The organism is Hymenobacter radiodurans, from assembly GCF_004355185.1.
Classification (GTDB): domain Bacteria; phylum Bacteroidota; class Bacteroidia; order Cytophagales; family Hymenobacteraceae; genus Hymenobacter; species Hymenobacter radiodurans.
The window spans coordinates 2,970,741-2,987,499 of record NZ_CP037922.1 but is presented as its reverse complement, the minus strand read 5'-3'; the positions used below and the strand labels follow the sequence as shown (position 1 = coordinate 2,987,499).

Below are 16,759 nucleotides of genomic sequence, written 5' to 3'. Positions count from 1 at the left end.
GATGAATAACCGTATCCAACAAGCGTTTGCCACTAAGAAAGGTAAACTGCTCAATATCTACTTCACCGCCGGCTACCCCACACTCGACGCTACGGTGCCGCTCATTCAAACTCTTTCCGGCGCCGGCGCCGACCTGATCGAAATCGGGATGCCCTTTTCTGATCCGCTAGCCGATGGTCCCGTAATTCAGCAAAGCAGCACCGCCGCGTTGGCCAACGGCATGAACATGCGCGTGCTGTTCAAGCAATTGCAGGATATCCGCCAAACGGTGCCCAACACGCCGCTGCTGCTCATGGGTTACCTGAATCCGGTGATGCAGTTTGGAGTAGAGAACTTCTGCCGCCAAGCCGCCGAAGCTGGCGTTGATGGCATCATTCTGCCCGATTTGCCGCTGGATGACTACGTAGCTGAGTATCAGGAAATATTCCGGCGCTATAACCTGCGCCCCGTGTTCCTTATCACGCCGCAAACCAGTGAGAGCCGTATCCGCCGCATCGACGAGCTGACCGATTCTTTCCTGTACCTAGTATCAGGTCCCGGCACTACTGGGGGGCAAAATACCCAAAGTGAAGGTGTACAGGAAGCGTATTTCGAGCGTATCGCGGCCATGAATCTGCGCAATCCGCGTCTCATCGGGTTCGGTATCGGCGACAAAACCAGCTTCGACCGCGCGTGCTCTTACGCCGATGGCGCTATCATCGGCTCCGCCTTCATTCGGGCCCTCGAAGGCGCCGACGATGCGCCGGCTGCCGCCAAAGCTTTCGTTTCCTCGGTGCTGAATTAAGCACTCCAACACCTTTCTCAGCACCAGCAATCCATGCTCATCCAACTCGAAAAAGATATTACCGCGACCACCAAGGCGGATATTATCAATCAGATAAAAGCCCTGAAGTATAAGGTTACGGAGGTGACGACCCAGCGCGCCCATTACTTGGTAGGCATCGGCAAGGCAGAGGTCGACTTGCGCGCTATTGGCCAGCTGCCCGGAATTCGGGATATTCATCAGGTATCAGACGATTACCAGCTGGTGTCGCGCAAGTGGCGCGTGCGGCCCACCGTACTCGACTTAGGCGACGGTGTATTTATCGGTGAAGGTTCGCTGAGTCTGGTAGCTGGGCCGTGCAGTATTGAGAGCGAAGAGCAGATGGAGAAAGTCATGCAACACCTGCTCGATAACAACGTGTGGCTGATGCGGGGGGGCGTTTTTAAGCCGCGCTCCTCCCCATATTCCTTCCGTGGATTAGGGATGGAAGGCCTAAAACAGTTTCACCAAATGGCCCGTGCCCGCGGCATCAAAGTAGTAACAGAGGTAATGCAGGTGTCGCAGGTGGAGGAGATGCACGACTACGTGGATGTGTTCCAAGTTGGCGCTCGTAACACCCAGAATTTCAACTTGCTCGATGCGCTAGGGGGAGTCGATAAGCCGGTACTCATCAAGCGTGGTATTTCGGGGACAATTGAAGAGCTATTGTCCTCCGCTGAATACGTGTTTTCGGGTGGCAACGAGAAGCTGATTCTCTGCGAGCGGGGCATCCGAACCTTCGAAACGGCTTCGCGCAATACCTTGGACCTGAACGCAGTGCCGATTCTCAAGGAGAAAACGCACCTGCCCGTGGTAGTAGATCCGTCGCACGGCATCGGCATCCGCGATTATGTAGCCCCAATGGCGCTGGCCGCCGTTATGGCCGGGGCCGATGGCATTTTATACGAAACCCACGAGAAGCCAGAAGAAGCAGCTTCTGACGGTCAGCAGACGCTGAATTTCGAGGAATCAAGCCGGCTGATTCAGAATCTGCGGCGCGTGTACGCACTCCGTAAAGAACTGGTATAGTGTCGTAACGTGCTGGTTGTGTAGCTTTAGCGCATGTTCTTCCAATTCAGCCCGTATAGCTCGCTGTTGCTGCCATTCTTTGTGCAGGGCATCGTGTTTATGGGGATATTGTTGGTACGTGGGTGGCGGCGGGGGCTTGCCTCCGATGGCTGGTTGGCGCTGCTGCTGTTACTCAACACCCTACCACTTACGCAGTGGATGCTAGGGTTTGCTGGTTGGTACGACGCGCACAATATCTATTCTACCTTCATGTTTTATTTTCCCTTCCGCCATTGGCTGGCGCTAGGGCCTACTTTCTACTTCTACTTCCGAAGCCTTACCAACCAGGATTTTCGCTTTGGCTGGGCGGAAAAGCGCCATTTTCTGCCCGCAGCAGGGTATTTGGGCTGGCGCTTTATCGTGTTTTGCTATGATGTGCTGTGGCAGCACTGGATGCTAGGCGAGCCATTTACTGGGCATTTTGGTACAAAGGGGGCGTTGGCGGGGCTAAGCGAGGAAGTAGACAACTACTTAGAGGTGCTAGGCTATCTTTCCATATTTGCCTACGGCTGGCTCACTTTGCGCGATTATCGCCGCTACCGCCGCTACCTCAACGACAATTACTCCAACACGGGCCCAATTAGCTTCCAGTGGCTGCGCAACCTGATGGTGGCAGTTCTAGTGGGGCTGCTGGTTTCGCTATTGTTTGGCTTGGTAAACATTGCGGCGCCGTTGTCTTATATCCAGGTGTGGTATTCATTCCTAGCAACCGGCCTCCTGATTTATTACCTGAGCATTGCCGGTTTTATGGCGCCTTACCAGCCAGCGCCGGCTCTGCACTTTCAGCCGACCAGCACCGAGCTTGTCCAGAGTAGTTCTCTGACTGTGACGAATGCAGTAGTCACGGAAGTATTTGAACCAGCAGAACTCGAACCCAAACTCAGAGAAAAAGCCCCCCAGCAGGTAACGTCACTCGCCACATCGGCCACTGCGGAGGTGGTGCCCGACCCGGACCTGACTCGCTGGGCTAATAAGCTCTCCCGCCACATGGAAACCGAGCGACCTTATCTGGCGCCGGAACTGACCTTGAGCGAATTGGCCGCTCAGCTTCGTACCAATACCTCGTTGCTTTCGCGCGTCATCAATACGTGTTTCGGGCAAAACTTCAATGATTACATCAACGGGTATCGCATTGCCGAGGCCGAGCGCAAGCTGCAAGACCCGCGCTTCCAGCACTATACTTTACTGGCGGTGGCGCTAGAATCGGGGTTCAACTCCAAGTCAACATTCAACCGGGTGTTCAAAAAGCTGAAATCGGCGACGCCGAGTGAGGTGGCGGCTAGGCTCAATCCATAAGTTGGGACGTCCCAAGCTATGATGCGGGGCGTAAGGGAGCTGAGCAGGGGGCAATTTTGGGTCGTTCAATTACTTACCCAACGACCATGAAAAAGCTTCTCTTTTCCGCCAGCCCGCTGGGCTCCCGCCTCGCCGACGTTGCCTGGCTACTCCTTCGTTTGCACATTGGTTTGTCTATCGCCATTGGAGCCGGCTGGGCAAAGCTCGTCAGCATGACCACTGCTACTGAGGCGGCTAAGTTGGTAGGTGGGCAGGCCGCGCTGGGGCCACCTGATTGGTTTGTGCAGCAAGTAGCTACTCTGGGTTTTACGTTTCCCTCACCGTATATGTGGGCGTGGCTGGCTACCTGGGGAGAGTTTGCAGGCGGCCTGCTGATTGCCTTTGGGCTGCTTACGCGCTGGAGCGCGGTCCAGCTGGCCTTTCAGTTTTTCGTCATCGCTTTTTTGTGGTATGAAACGCCCGAACCCGTGCTGGGCATGTATTATCAGCAGCTCCTTTTCTGGTGCTTTGTGCTTGTAACCGTAGTAGGTGGCGGGCGCTATTCGCTTGATTATGCGCTCACTAAGAATAGGAGCCTGCTCCGCGAATTGGTGCCAACGCGGCGGGTAGCTACGGCAACTGCTGCACTGGTGCTATTCCTCACGACAGCTTGCTTGGCTGGCGGCGGCAGCTTAAAGTCCGACCTCTTGATTGAGCCCGGCAAGCAGTTCGCGCTGGGAGGCGGGCAGCCGGGCGCCTTTCGGGTAGTGGCTCGTAACACCGGAACCGTATCCGTGGAAATAAAGGAGCGGCCTCGCGGGGGTGGTATTTTTGGTAAGGCTACGTTGGCCCCTGGGCAGCGCGCCATACTACGGTTTTTGCCGGGCTCCACCGCGCTCCTCCTCAATCCGTCCGACAAGAAAGCCCGCATCGACCTGCACGTTACCGGCGATACCAACCTGAGCATGGGCTACGAAGTCAGCGGTAAGCTCTAAGCAAGTTTAAGGTGACGCAGCTAATAGTACGCGTCACAATGAAGCTATGTGCTAACCAGCTTGCTTCGGTATTAGGGTGTTTAGAAGTCCTGCCGAACGCAAAGGTTTACGTAAAATACATCGGCTACCTCTGGCTGTTTGGACAAAAATGCCCCCCGATAACTATTTTCAGAAATTTGGTATCTATCTGAAAATAAGTTGGCTAGTGGCGTACAACTTATTATTCTGATTTTCTATATTTGTTCCATGTTACTGCAATCCGCCAAATGCATTATGCTAACCGTCAATCGCCCCAATGGAGGCGGAGTCGAGCTGCATGGCCGGAAAGGAAGGTAAGTAACCACCTCCAACCCCGAAAACCACAAGCCCGACTCCGTCAAGAGCCGGGCTTTTTTTATGACATAATAATTCTACCTAGCGCTATGTTCGAACAAGCCCACGACCAGTACACCACGCAGGATCAACTCGTTTGGAAAGTGTTATTCGACCGCCAGACGGCTCTGCTGCATAAGCGGGCGGCGCAAGCATTTGGAGCTGGCCTCGCGCGCCTCGACTTCCAGCGCACTATCATCCCGCACTTTGATGCGGTAAGTGAGCAGCTGCAGCGCTACACCAACTGGGAGCTGGTACCTGTGCCCGAAGCAGTGGATGATGCTACGTTTTTTGCGTTGTTGGCAGAGCGTAAGTTTCCGGCCGTCACGCGGTTGCGGGCAATGGAGCAGTTCGACTTTGTGAAGACACCCGATTTATTTCACGACGTATTTGGGCACGCGCCCTTGCTTACCGACTCTGCCTTCGCCGATTTTCTGCACTTCCTAGGCATCGTAGGTCGGCAGCACCGCCACGATGTGGCTGCTTTGGTGCGACTACGGCGGTTGTATGGCTTTACGGTCCAGTTTGGGCTGGTGCAGGAAGGCGGGCAGCCGCGCATTTATGGAGCCGGTTTGCTATCCTCAGCCGGCGAGATTCACCACTGCGTGCACGATGAAACCGTCCGTCATGCGTTTGAGCTTTCGACGGTGCTCGACACGCCCTATTCCGAGGAGCGCTTTCAAGAGCAATACTTTGTGCTCAACTCTTGGGAGCAACTCACGGCTAGCGTTGCGGAAATGGCCGCCTTGCTCGCGGATAGTTGGCAACTGAAGCCGGCGTAACCCGACTCTCAGCTTTCGCCAGAAAGCTGGTTGACACGCTTACGCCTCTTCCCACCGCAGCTTACACAAAAAAGCCCCCCAGAGATGAATCTGGGGGGCTTTTTTGCATATTAAATTAAGACTTCAGTTTGAAGTTCTTGCGCAGATAAGCCACGGCGGCGGTGTGGGCATCAGCGGCAAACTTTTGGTTGTATTTAGGATTAGATGGGTTGGCAAATGCGTGGTCGGCGGCGTAGCTCTTGATGGTCACCTTCTTCTTAGCGGTGGCCATATCCTTTTGAAATTGCGCCACAACCTCAGGATTGATCCACTTGTCTTCGCTGGCGAAAATGCCTAACACGTCAGTGTTCAGGGTTTTGAGCTTGGCCACGTCCTTTTCGGGCATGCCATAATACATCACGCAACCCACGGCTTTGGGCCCCGCGAGCAACGCTGTTTGTAACGACCAGCCCCCACCGAAGCACCAGCCCACAGAAGCAAACTGCGCATCCTGACCGGCGTACTGCATGGCGCCCCGAATGATATTCTGGGCGCGGTCCGTTTTTACGGCTTGCATGTACTTGCCGGCTTCATCGGGCGTGGTGGCCACCTGGCCATCGTATAGGTCGAGCGCGATGATGTTGACACCGGGCAACTCACGGGCGAAAGCAGCGGCTTCCTTCTTGATGTAGTCGTTCAGGCCCCACCACTCATGAATCACGAACAGATACTTTTTGGACGGCGTAGCGCTCTTGATTTCGAAACCCTGACCAGTTTGGCCATCGGCAGTTTTGAATTTGACCATCGTGCCTTCGCCCTCATAGGAGTAGGGCAGCGGCGCATCGTGACCACCCGAGAAGTCGGTATTGGAGGCGAGCATGGCGAATGTCTCGGTGGCTACGGCCGGCTTGGCGCAGCAACTCAGCGCCGTGGTTTGGGCCGAAGCCGCGGTAGCTACGCTGAGCAGCGCGGCGCAAAGAGTCCAGAGTTTTTTCATGGAAATAGAGAGGGAAAAGAAAGTGCGTCCTGAGCCAGCGCCAACTCATGTTGCTACACGAATCATTGTTAGTTCAGGACGCATTAACCGGAAGCCCCAACTATAGTTTTGGTGGAGGCACCACCGCGGGTTTATTGCGTGCGAATGTGCGCTCCCAATTCGGTGAGCAAGGCGTACAGGCCCACATAGGTCCTGTTGAGATAAATAAAATGCTCGGAGCCGCGAGGCTCGCGCTGTTGGCGCAGCTCCGGTTCCTGCATCAAATCATCACCCAACGCATACAATGACGCCATATAAGCAGGGTCGCCAAAGTCGAAGGTAACCTCCCGGAAAGGCCGCCCAACTAGCTCCAGCGACGCGCGCAACGTGCGCACATACAGGGCGCGGCGCTCGGCGGTATCGGTGGCGCGCAGAATGCCGGTTTCGTCGAGCAGGGTTGCAAGACGCGCTTCATCGGCCAGGGTTTCGGGAGCCAGCAGCGCATTGAAGAGCCGATGCACATCGGCTGGAATTTCTTTTACGCAGCCGAAGTCCAGCACGCCCACGGTGCCGCCGTTATCGGCGCGTAGCAGAAAGTTGCCGGGGTGCGGATCAGCGTGGACTTTCAGCAGCGTATTGAGTTGAAACATATAAAAGTCCCACAACGCCTGCCCTAGTTGGTTGCGGATTTCCTGACTGGGATTTGTTACCATAAACTCCTTCAAATGCTGGCCAGGCAGCCAATCCATCGTCAGGATGCGGGCCGAGGATAGCTCAGGATAGTAGCGAGCAAACTCCAGATGAGGCAATTGTGCGCAGCTGGCGGCTATTTCAGTACCGCGCCGTAGCTCCAGCTTATAATCGGTTTCTTCGAGCAGGCGCGTTTCTACTTCCTCTAAGTAAGGCCGGACCTGCGCCTCATCGAGGCCCATCACGCGCAGGGCAATGGGCTTCACCAGACGGATATCCGAGCGGATGCTGTCGGCCACGCCGGGGTACTGCACTTTCACCGCCAGGGGGCTTTTTTCGTCGCGCGATAGGGCGTAATGCACTTGACCAATGCTGGCGGCCTGCCGGGCGTTTACATCGAATTTCGCAAAAAGCTCAAAGGGTGACTTGCCAAACGCATCCCGGAAAGTTTTGATAATCAGCGGAGCCGAGATCGGGGGCGTCTGATACTGGGCTTGGGCAAACTGATCGGCGTAGGCAGGGGGCAAAAATTTCTTTTCCAGCGCCAGCATCTGGGCCACTTTCAGCACTGAGCCTTTCATCTCGCTCAGCGTGCCATACAGCTCCGCGGCGTTGGCCGCGTGCAAGTCGGCCTCGCTGCTGGTAGCGCCCACCGAGCGGCGCGCGTAGTGCTTTACATAATTGGCGCCTACTTTCAGTCCCGACTTGGCAAAACGAGCCGCCCGCGCCACTTTGGTAGTGGGCAGCGAATCAAGCTGACGGCCGGGCACGCTCTCTTCCGCCAGCGAGGAGCTGGGGGGCAAATTGTCCACAGATTCAGCCATTAGCGACGCCGATGCAGCAGAAAACGAGTCAAATCGAGAGCGGAGTCGAAGGAGTTGCGGCCCACTAGGTCGAAGCTGAGCGTAACCGCTTTCTCCACGGCCGCGTCGGTACGCTCGAAGTTCAGACTTTCGTCCTTGGCAAAGAAGGTAAGCACAAATAGCGCCTGCGTCCAGAACAGGCGTGGGTAGCTGTCCTGAACCAAGCGCCGGGGGGCAATTTCTTCGGTCCGGCGGCCTTCGCGCAGCAAATCAGCAATGAACATCTCGAACTCGGTCCGAAAATCGTCGAGCACGCGGGGCGTGACGCCCGGTACGCGCGGCATCGAGCGGCGCAGCGCCATGAGCGCGTAGCTGCGGTTTTGCTTCAGGATTTCGAGCAAAGTATAGTAGAAGGATAGCAGCTTTTCGCGAACACCGTACTCTTGCCAGACGGGCTCCAAAGCCGCTTTTTCGCGCGCCTGCCGGCCAAAGTCAGCCCACAGTTCCCGGTCGATGGCCTCAAAGTTCGGGTAGTGGCGGTAGAAGTCTTCCTCCGGGATATTCAGCTTGCTGGTAAGCTTGAACACCGACGTTGGGGGCTTATTTTTATCCAGCACGTAAGTCAGGTAAGCCTGCTTGATGCGGTCCTTTTCCGTATTTTCCATAGTACTGATACAACAGCAAGAAGCCCGGTAAAGTTGAGCCGTGAGCAGCAGTGCGGCCACGTAAAAAGTCGTGGCCGCGTTTCGCTCGCTTATTCTGCCTGTCGGTAAGCCGCGCGCAGCGTTTCGATGGCCCGCTCGCGCGCAAACTTGTGATCTACAATTGGTTTGGGATAATCACAGGTGCCATACTCGGGTATCCACTGCCACACGTAAGCAAACGTAGGGTCGTATTGTTCCTGCTGACTTTGGGGGCTGTATACCCGAAACCACGGGGCGGCAGTGGCCCCGGTGCCGGCCATCCACTGCCAGTTGCCCACGTTCTGCGACATATCATAGTCGAGCAGCTTATCAGCAAAATACCGGTCGCCCCAGCGCCAATCGATGAGCAGATGCTTCACCAGAAAACCGGCGGCGGCAATACGGGCGCGGTTGGGCATGTAGCCAGTAACGTTCAACTCCCGCATACCCGCATCAACAAGCGGATAGCCGGTGCGGCCTTCGCACCAGGCGGCAAACTCCTGCTCGTTGTTGCGATACGGCACGCGGCGCAGCTTCGGGTCGTAGCTCTCGGTGGCGGTAAAGGGATAATGCCAGAGCAGCATCATAAAGAAGTCGCGCCAAATTAATTCGGAGAGCAGCTTGGGGTTCAGCTCTTTGGCTTGGCGCATCACCTCGCGCACGCTCAGGGTGCCGAAGCGCAGGTGCACCGACCGCCTAGTGCTGCTGTTCACTAAGCCGGGCTGGTTGCGGGTCAGGTGGTAGTTGCGAACCAGAGCCTCATCCGGCAATTCGGCGGCGGGCACAAACTGTTCAAAATGCTCGAATCCCATTTCTTGCAGCGTTGGCCGGGCTGGCGCATCAGGCAGCCGGTATAAGTTCTCAGCACGAAATAAATCGGCGGACGGATACGCCTGCAAGTGCTCATCGCGCAAGGCGGCCAACCAAGCTTTTTGATAAGAGCCGAATACTTTAGGTACTGTGCCCGACTTCGTCAGAATCTCGCTTTTGGCAAAAATTACTTGATCCTTAAATGTGTGAAAATCAGCCCCGTGCCGCTGGCAGATTGCCGCTACAGCCGAATCGCGCTCTTTGGCGTAGGGTTCGTAGTCTTCATTCGTATATACGGCCGCTACTTCGTGCTGACTCAGCAGTTGCTCAAATACTTCCAGCGGCCGACCATAAATAGCCAGAAAATTGCCCCCCGCCGCCTCTGTCTGCGCCGCAAGACGCTCCACTTGCTGATAAATAAACGTGACCCGCGCGTCGCGGCGACTGGGAAGCAAATCCAGAATCTCGCGGTCATAAATAAACAGCGGTACCACTGGATAGCCACTTTGCAATGCGGCGGCCAAGCCCACATTATCATGCAAGCGAATGTCGCGCCGGTGCCAGAAAAGCGTGATTTTAGCCATAATATAAATGTTTCCTAACGTGAATCTGGCTATTTTACTTCAACCGACCCATGCCGCCATCAACGGGCATCACCTGACCGGTAATAAAGCTACTATGGTCGGAGAGCAGGAAAGACGCCATGTAAGCCAGGTCTTCCGGCTGCCCGATGCGCTGCAATGGGTGACGCTTGGCTCCGCCTTCCGCTTTTTCGGGAGTGTTTAATAAAGGAGCGGCGAGCGGTGTATTTGTCAGCGACGGTGCGACAGCGTTGACGCGGATGTTCTGGGGGGCAAATTCGGCGGCCAGCGCGCGGGTTAAGCCTTCTAATGCAGCTTTAGCGGTGGCAATACTGGCGTGAAAACTCATGCCCGTAGTGGCGGCCACCGTACTAAACAGAATGACCGAAGCGCCTTCGGCCTTCTTCAGTCGCTTCATCAGGGGTTGCAACAACTGCACGGCGCCCATTACATTCAACTCAAAATCAGCCCGAAAATCATCCAGTGGAATCCGCTCGAAAGGCCGCAGCTTGATGCTGCCGGGGCAATACACAAAGCCGTGCAAGGTATCGGGCAGGCCATCGAAGGCGGTGGGCGCGATGGGGTGGGTGGCATCGAGCTCTAGGTGGGTGGTTTGCAGTTCGGCCAACTCGGGAGAAAGATGGCGCGAGGCGGTAAATAATTGGGCGCCAAGACCGTGCAGCAGCTTAGCCGTAGCCAGCCCGATGCCCGATGAGGCACCGACGATGAGAATGTTTTTTTGAGCGAAATCCATGAAGGTAGTTCAGGTGAGAAGGGTTACTTCACAACTGAACCAAGCGGCCAAGGTTTGCGCAAGGCGAAACTACGGCTGCCCAAGAAGCCAGTAATTGGAGTAAAGGCCGCCGTCTATCACTAAATCAGGCCGGCAGAAGCGCACCTTCTGCCGGCCTGAATAACATAGCGCCTAACAATTAATCCACTAACAATCAGTAGGTAAAATAAGGGATCTAAGTAAGCTCAGTTGTCTGTGCGAAAAGTCAAGCGTGGGATTAGCGAGTTCGTCGCATCATAAAGACGAAGTGTATTGCCTTCTTGCTTGTATGTGGTAATTTGGGGTAGTGCTGCCAGATAACGCCCCCCAATTACTGGGCTTGAGCAACTGCCGGCCTTCACCGTTAGCTGCGTGATATTGAGCGTATTGGTGGCCGCATTAAGCGAAAATTGCCCCCCAATCTCGTCGCAGGCTGACAAGCCTTCTATGCGGTTGCCAGAAGCGACAAACTGAATATAGGATTCTCTATCCTGGAAAAAGCTGGAAACCTCAATGGGCGTTTCGCCTACGTCTGTTAGTCGCCAGCGCCTATTCAGTAATTCGGCGTTGACGTCTGAATCTTCAACGCAGCTGCCGAGCATGAGCGCGGCTGTTAACCACAAAAAAGAGCGGGTCAAGGCTTGTACCATATAGCGAAAGTTGTGAGTAGTCTGTAGAGGGGAGGCACCTCGAAGGCAAATGGTTGCAAGCCGTTGGGAGCGAAAGTGAAAAATATTTGTCCCCCAGCAAGCAACATGCTGATTGTAAATACTATTACCGATTTTTTGTGTCTGATTTCAGCAGCTAAATGAGTATATTATCTACACTTTAGGCAACCCTTCGTGTGATACAGCCATCTACCTCAACAACTCTCAAATACTTATTCTACTCTATGAAAACCTCGACTCATTTCAAGGCACTTTTTCTACTGTTAGTTGCGTGTACGCTCCAGTTTTGTGTGCAAGCCCAAACGAAGCAAACCCGCCGCACAGGCAACTTTGAAGCCGTGAGCGCCAGTGGCGCGGTGAATGTGTTTCTGCGCCAGGGCAGCGCTACGAGCGTGGTAGTGGAGGCATCAGAGGAAATCCAGAAATACCTTAAAACGGAGGTGCAGAACGGGACCCTGAAAATATACCGCGACCGTGATTTCAACTGGCGTGACCTGGTGGGCAGCAGCAAAGAGAATAGCGTGAATATTTATATCACCTGCCCCACACTTAAAGCAATTTCTGTGAGCGGGGCATCGGCAGTGAAGGGCCAGTCAGCTTTTACTACGAACGACTTTAAGATACAAGCCAGCGGAGCCAGCGATATAATCCTCAGCCTCACAGCGAAAAGCCTGGATGTAAACTGCTCTGGTGCCAGCGATGTGAGGCTTTCCGGTCAGGCCGAGCGGCAGAAAGTGAACGTCAGCGGCGGTAGTGAGTATCAAGCATATGCGTTGCAATCCAGAGGTGCGCAGATAACGGCATCGGGTGCTAGTGAGGCTCAGGTGAATATCGATGGAGAACTCTCCTCCACCGCTTCCGGTGCCAGCGACATTCGCTATAAAGGCAATGCGCGCGTAGTAAGCAGCCGCGCCAGCGGTGCCAGCTCCGTGCGAGCCGCTCGCTAGACCGACTGAAGTTACTTCCAATCAAATCCCCTGGTTAGCCTTAATTGGCTAACCAGGGGATTTTTGCATGAAGCAGGACACTACCGGGGGGCTTTTTTAGGAATGCTTCCTACCTTGAGTAGCAGCCTTTATATCGGAATAACCAAAGGAGTCGATATTGCGAATAAGGCTCAGTTAGCAAAAATTCGCTGACTACGTATGGTGCTTGTTGCGCATTTGCCTAGCTTCGTCCCGATTCGTTCTCCGCTTCTCCCTCATCTCCTGAACTATGAATATTAAAAAGCTACTCGTTGCCAACCGTGGCGAAATTGCTATCCGCGTGCTGCGTGCCGCCACTGAACTGGGAATCCCAACGGTGGCCGTGTACACGTACGAGGATCGGTATTCGCTGCACCGCTATAAGGCGGATGAGGCCTATCAAATTGGTCGCGACGATGAGCCACTAAAGCCTTATCTGGACATCGAGGCCATTCTGCGTACTGCTAAGGAGAATGGAGCCGATGCAATTCATCCGGGTTACGGGTTTCTGGCTGAAAATGCCACGCTAGCCCGGCGCTGCCAAGAGGAAGGCGTCATTTTCGTGGGGCCGCGGCCGGAAGTAATGGAAGCCTTGGGCGACAAAGTAGCCGCTAAGCGTGTGGCGCTGCAGTGCCAGGTGCCCATTATTGAGAGCAGCGAAGCCGATTTGGTTGATCTGGAAGTTGCTTTGAATGAAGCGCATCGTATTGGCTACCCAGTCATGCTCAAGGCAGCTTCGGGCGGCGGCGGACGAGGGATGCGCGTCATTCGGACGGATGAAGAATTGGAAAGAGGGTTTTTTGAGGCCCGTAACGAGGCCCTGAAAGCCTTTGGCGATGACACTGTGTTCTTGGAGAAGTTCGTGGAGCGGCCTAAGCACATAGAGGTACAGCTGGTAGCCGATAACCACGGCAACATTGTGCATCTCTACGAGCGCGACTGCTCGGTGCAGCGCCGTTTTCAGAAGGTAGTGGAAATTGCTCCCGCTTTGGATCTGGCTGATCACCAGCGGCATTTGCTGTACGAGTACGCGCTGCGTCTGGGCCGGGCCGTGAATTATAACAACGTAGGCACGGTAGAATTTTTGGTAAACCCCGAGCAGGACCGCATCTACTTTATTGAGGTAAATCCGCGTATTCAGGTGGAGCACACCGTAACGGAGATGATTACCGGTATCGACCTGATCAAAACGCAGATCTACATTGCCTCCGGCTACAACCTCTCCTCGCCTGAGATAGGGCTGGAGCCGGGGGGCAAACCAATGCGCACGGGCTTCGCTATTCAGTGCCGCATCACCACCGAAGATCCCGAAAACGACTTTAAACCCGATTACGGTACAATTGTGGCCTACCGCTCGGCCGGCGGCTTTGGTATTCGTCTCGATCAGGGTTCGGTGTACCAAGGTGTGAAAGTGTCGCCCTTCTTCGATTCGCTGCTGGTGAAAGTGTCGGCCCATGCGCCTACGCTGGAAGGAGCGGCCCAGAAAATGGCGCGCACGCTAGATGAATTCCGTATTCGAGGGGTACGAACCAACATTCAGTTTCTGCAAAATATCATTGCCAACCCCGAGTTTGTAAGCGGCAAGGCCAATGTGGACTTCATCAAAGACCACCCCGAGCTATTTCAGTACAAGCCTCGCCAAGACCGGGGCACTAAAGTGCTGGCCTACATCGGCGATGTGGTGGTAAATGGCAACCCCGACGTTAAAAATCTGATGGACCCCGCGCGGGATCTGCGCAAACCCAAAATTCCGGCCGCCAATACCACCGAACCCCACCAGCCCGGCACTAAGAACAAACTGACCGAGCTGGGCCCCGAAGCATTTGCCCAGTGGCTGCGGGCCGATAAGCCCATTCATTATTGCGACACGACGTTTCGTGATGCTCACCAAAGCCTACTGGCGACCCGTATGCGCACCTTCGATTTGCTGAAGGTAGCGGAGCGCTACGCCAAAATGCACCCTCAGACCTTCTCAATGGAAGTGTGGGGCGGCGCGACGTTCGATGTGGCTCTACGTTTTCTGCACGAAGACCCGTGGGAGCGGTTGGCTAAAATCAGGGCCGCAGTACCGAATATTTTGCTCCAGATGCTCATTCGGGGGGCAAATGGGGTGGGCTACAAAGCCTATCCCGATAATCTCACCGAGCGATTCGTGCAGCAGGCCTGGGAAACGGGCGTGGACATCTTCCGGATCTTTGATTCCCTGAACTGGATGCCGGGCATGGAGTCGTGTATTGGCTTTGTGCGCAACAAAACCCAGGGATTGGCAGAGGCTAGCATTTGCTACACCGGCGACATTCTAGACCCCAAGCGCGCCAAGTACAACCTTGATTACTACTTGCGCTTGGCTAAGCAAATCGAAGACGCCGGCGCTCATATTCTCTGCATTAAGGACATGGCTGGCCTACTAAAGCCTTATGCCGCCACTGAGCTTATTCAGGGTCTTCGGTCTACCATCAATTTGCCCATTCATCTGCACACCCACGATACATCTTCCTTACAAGCGGCTACTTACCTTAAAGCAATTGAGGCCGATGTTGATGTAATTGATGTGGCCCTAGGCTCATTATCCGGTCTTACTTCCCAGCCCAACTTCAACTCTATTGTGGAGATGCTGCGTGGTACGCCTCGTCATCGGGAGTTCGATCAGCGGAGTCTGAACGAGTTTTCGAACTACTGGGAAACGGTGCGTGAGTACTACTATCCGTTTGAGTCGGGCTTGAAGGCGGGCACGTCAGAAGTATTTCAGCACGAGATTCCTGGGGGCAATATTCGAACTTGCGGCCCCAGGCGGCGGCGTTGGGCCTAGGCGATAAGTTCGAACAAGTGAAGCAAACGTTCGCCGACGTAAATCAGCTGTTTGGCGACATCGTGAAAGTAACCCCTTCGTCGAAAGTAGTTGGCGATATGGCGCTATTCATGGTGACCAATAACCTAACCACACAGGACGTGCTAGAAAAAGGGGAAAGCCTGTCATTCCCCGAGTCGGTGCAGAGCCTGTTTCGGGGCGACATCGGGCAGCCGGAAGGGGGCTGGCCAGCAGAGTTGCAAAAGCTTATTCTCAAGGATGAGAAGCCCTTCACCGACCGGCCTAATGAGCACCTCGCACCTATTGATTTTGATAAAGAATGGGCCTCGTTTCAAACGAAATTTGGCCCCCAGACCAAGTTCACCGATCTGCTCTCTTATTTGCTGTACCCCAAAGTATTTGAGCAGTATTGGGCACACGTGCAGCAGTTTGGCGATGTGTCGCTAATCCCGACGAGGGTGTTTTTCTACGGCCTCAAACCCGGCGAAGAAACCATCATCGATATTGCTCGCGGCAAGTCAGTGATTGTGAAACTGCGCTCGGTGGGCAACGTGAATGACGACGGCAACCGCACCGTGTTCTTCTCCTTCAACGGCCAGACCCGCAATCTGGAAGTGCGCGACCGCTCGGTGGAAGTGAAAACGGTGCGTAACCAAAAAACGGATAAGTCGAACCCGCGGCAGATTGGTGCGCCCTTGCAGGGAATGCTTTCCAAAGTGCTGGTGAAAGATGGCGAAACGGTGAAGCGCAACACGCCGCTCTTCATTATCGAAGCCATGAAGATGGAAACCACCATCACCGCCCCCGAAGACACTACCGTGCAAAGCCTGCACCTGGGCGAAGGAACCTTAGTAAACGCTGATGACCTTATACTTACGCTGAGCTAATCTTGTGTTTACAGCGCGTAGTCTGACTTTTAATCTGAAAATGAATATATTTTCGGAGCAATACTGCTGATTATTCAACTTCAATCTCTAAATGAGACGCTTTCAACTATTTATTGTTATCGCCAGCGCCTTGGTGAGTCTGCAAGCTACGGCCCAAAGTACAGTGATCAACTCGGGCAATGCAGCCCAGGAAAATATTAAGAACTTGGTTGAGGGCTCAGCCTTTGTTCGCTTCGATAATCGCTACGAGGGAGTACGGGGAACGCCTTATCTGATTCCTAGCTGGCTTCCGGGCAGCGTCCAACTTGCTTCCAAGGTGCCATTACCGGAGCTAAAACTGAAGTATGATGCCAATCAGCGTTTGCTGTTATTGCTTCGGAATGCTAAGGACTCCATATACTTGGATATGAACAGGATAGAGTCTTTCGTTCTGAACGACCCGACCAAAACGCAGCCGCGAGCTTTCAAGCGCTTCTATGACGCGCCCGATCCGGCAATGCGCCGGGAGTATTTTGAAGTACTGGTGCCGGGCAACTACAGCCTTCTCAAGCTTCAGCGCAAAACGCTGCAAAAAGCCAGCTTCGCCGGCGCGTACAGCGCCGACCGGCGCTATGATGAGCTGGTTGATCAAACCGACTACTTCGTCCGTACGGCTGATGGTCGGTTGCAACCTCTCAAGCTAAACGCAAAAGCGTTGACGGCTGCTTTACCCGAACACTCGGCCCAAATTCAGGCGGAGCTTAAAAAGCGCCCGGCTCTGCGCACCGAAGCCGACTTTGTGGCTTTCATGCCCTGGCTGAATACGTTGCCCGCACTGCCCGCCAAATAGGTCGTGCTATAGG

At 54.6% G+C, this 16,759-nt stretch carries 13 protein-coding genes and 1 pseudogene; 8 read left to right on the top strand and 6 right to left on the bottom strand.

Annotation, left to right across the window (positions count from 1 at the left end; translation table 11 throughout):
• Position 1: 1 nt before the first annotated feature.
• The 5 genes from trpA (at position 2) to EPD59_RS13885 (ending at position 5,294) form a co-directional block, all read left to right on the top strand.
• A complete protein-coding gene (trpA, locus tag EPD59_RS13905) occupies positions 2–784 on the top strand; it encodes a tryptophan synthase subunit alpha (RefSeq protein WP_133273318.1) in 783 nt (260 codons plus the stop codon).
• Between the two features lie 33 nt (positions 785–817).
• Entirely contained in the window at positions 818–1,831 is a 1,014-nt protein-coding gene (locus tag EPD59_RS13900) for a bifunctional 3-deoxy-7-phosphoheptulonate synthase/chorismate mutase (RefSeq protein ID WP_133273317.1), read from the top strand.
• 33 nt (positions 1,832–1,864) lie between these two features.
• Entirely contained in the window at positions 1,865–3,166 is a 1,302-nt protein-coding gene (locus EPD59_RS13895) for a helix-turn-helix domain-containing protein (protein WP_133273316.1), read from the top strand.
• 86 nt (positions 3,167–3,252) lie between these two features.
• On the top strand, positions 3,253–4,140 hold the full coding sequence (locus tag EPD59_RS13890) for a DoxX family protein (protein ID WP_133273315.1): 888 nt from the start codon (positions 3,253–3,255) through the stop codon (positions 4,138–4,140).
• A 422-nt stretch (positions 4,141–4,562) separates the two neighbouring features.
• The gene (locus tag EPD59_RS13885; protein ID WP_133273314.1) at positions 4,563–5,294 is read left to right on the top strand and encodes a phenylalanine-4-hydroxylase; all 732 of its coding nucleotides are present in this window, start codon (positions 4,563–4,565) and stop codon (positions 5,292–5,294) included.
• 115 nt (positions 5,295–5,409) lie between these two features.
• Here EPD59_RS13885 and EPD59_RS13880 read toward each other — a convergent pair whose 3' ends face one another.
• The 6 genes from EPD59_RS13880 to EPD59_RS13855 all read right to left on the bottom strand — a co-directional run bounded on the left by EPD59_RS13880 (position 5,410) and on the right by EPD59_RS13855 (position 11,238).
• The gene (locus tag EPD59_RS13880) at positions 5,410–6,270 is read right to left on the bottom strand and encodes a dienelactone hydrolase family protein (protein WP_133273313.1); all 861 of its coding nucleotides are present in this window, start codon (positions 6,268–6,270) and stop codon (positions 5,410–5,412) included.
• 131 nt (positions 6,271–6,401) lie between these two features.
• Complete coding sequence (locus tag EPD59_RS13875) at positions 6,402–7,763, bottom strand: ABC1 kinase family protein (protein ID WP_133273312.1); 1,362 nt, start codon at positions 7,761–7,763, stop codon at positions 6,402–6,404.
• A complete protein-coding gene (locus EPD59_RS13870) occupies positions 7,763–8,407 on the bottom strand; it encodes a TetR/AcrR family transcriptional regulator (protein WP_133273311.1) in 645 nt (214 codons plus the stop codon). The genes EPD59_RS13875 and EPD59_RS13870 overlap by 1 nt, the downstream gene beginning before the upstream one ends.
• 89 nt (positions 8,408–8,496) lie before the next feature.
• Positions 8,497–9,819, bottom strand: a complete 1,323-nt coding sequence (locus EPD59_RS13865) for a cryptochrome/photolyase family protein (RefSeq protein WP_133273310.1) — start codon at positions 9,817–9,819, stop codon at positions 8,497–8,499.
• A gap of 34 nt (positions 9,820–9,853) precedes the next feature.
• Complete coding sequence (locus EPD59_RS13860; protein ID WP_133273309.1) at positions 9,854–10,570, bottom strand: SDR family NAD(P)-dependent oxidoreductase; 717 nt, start codon at positions 10,568–10,570, stop codon at positions 9,854–9,856.
• Between the two features lie 224 nt (positions 10,571–10,794).
• Positions 10,795–11,238: an META domain-containing protein gene (locus EPD59_RS13855; RefSeq protein WP_133273308.1), complete on the bottom strand. Its 444-nt coding sequence runs from the start codon at positions 11,236–11,238 to the stop codon at positions 10,795–10,797.
• A 242-nt stretch (positions 11,239–11,480) separates the two neighbouring features.
• Between EPD59_RS13855 and EPD59_RS13850 the strand changes: the two genes are divergently transcribed.
• From EPD59_RS13850 to EPD59_RS13840, 3 genes and pseudogenes are all read left to right on the top strand, one after another.
• Complete coding sequence (locus EPD59_RS13850) at positions 11,481–12,203, top strand: head GIN domain-containing protein (protein WP_133273307.1); 723 nt, start codon at positions 11,481–11,483, stop codon at positions 12,201–12,203.
• A gap of 268 nt (positions 12,204–12,471) precedes the next feature.
• Positions 12,472–15,917: pseudogene (locus EPD59_RS13845) on the top strand (pyruvate carboxylase).
• 91 nt (positions 15,918–16,008) lie between these two features.
• Positions 16,009–16,746, top strand: a complete 738-nt coding sequence (locus EPD59_RS13840) for a hypothetical protein (RefSeq protein WP_133273306.1) — start codon at positions 16,009–16,011, stop codon at positions 16,744–16,746.
• Positions 16,747–16,759 lie beyond the last annotated feature (13 nt).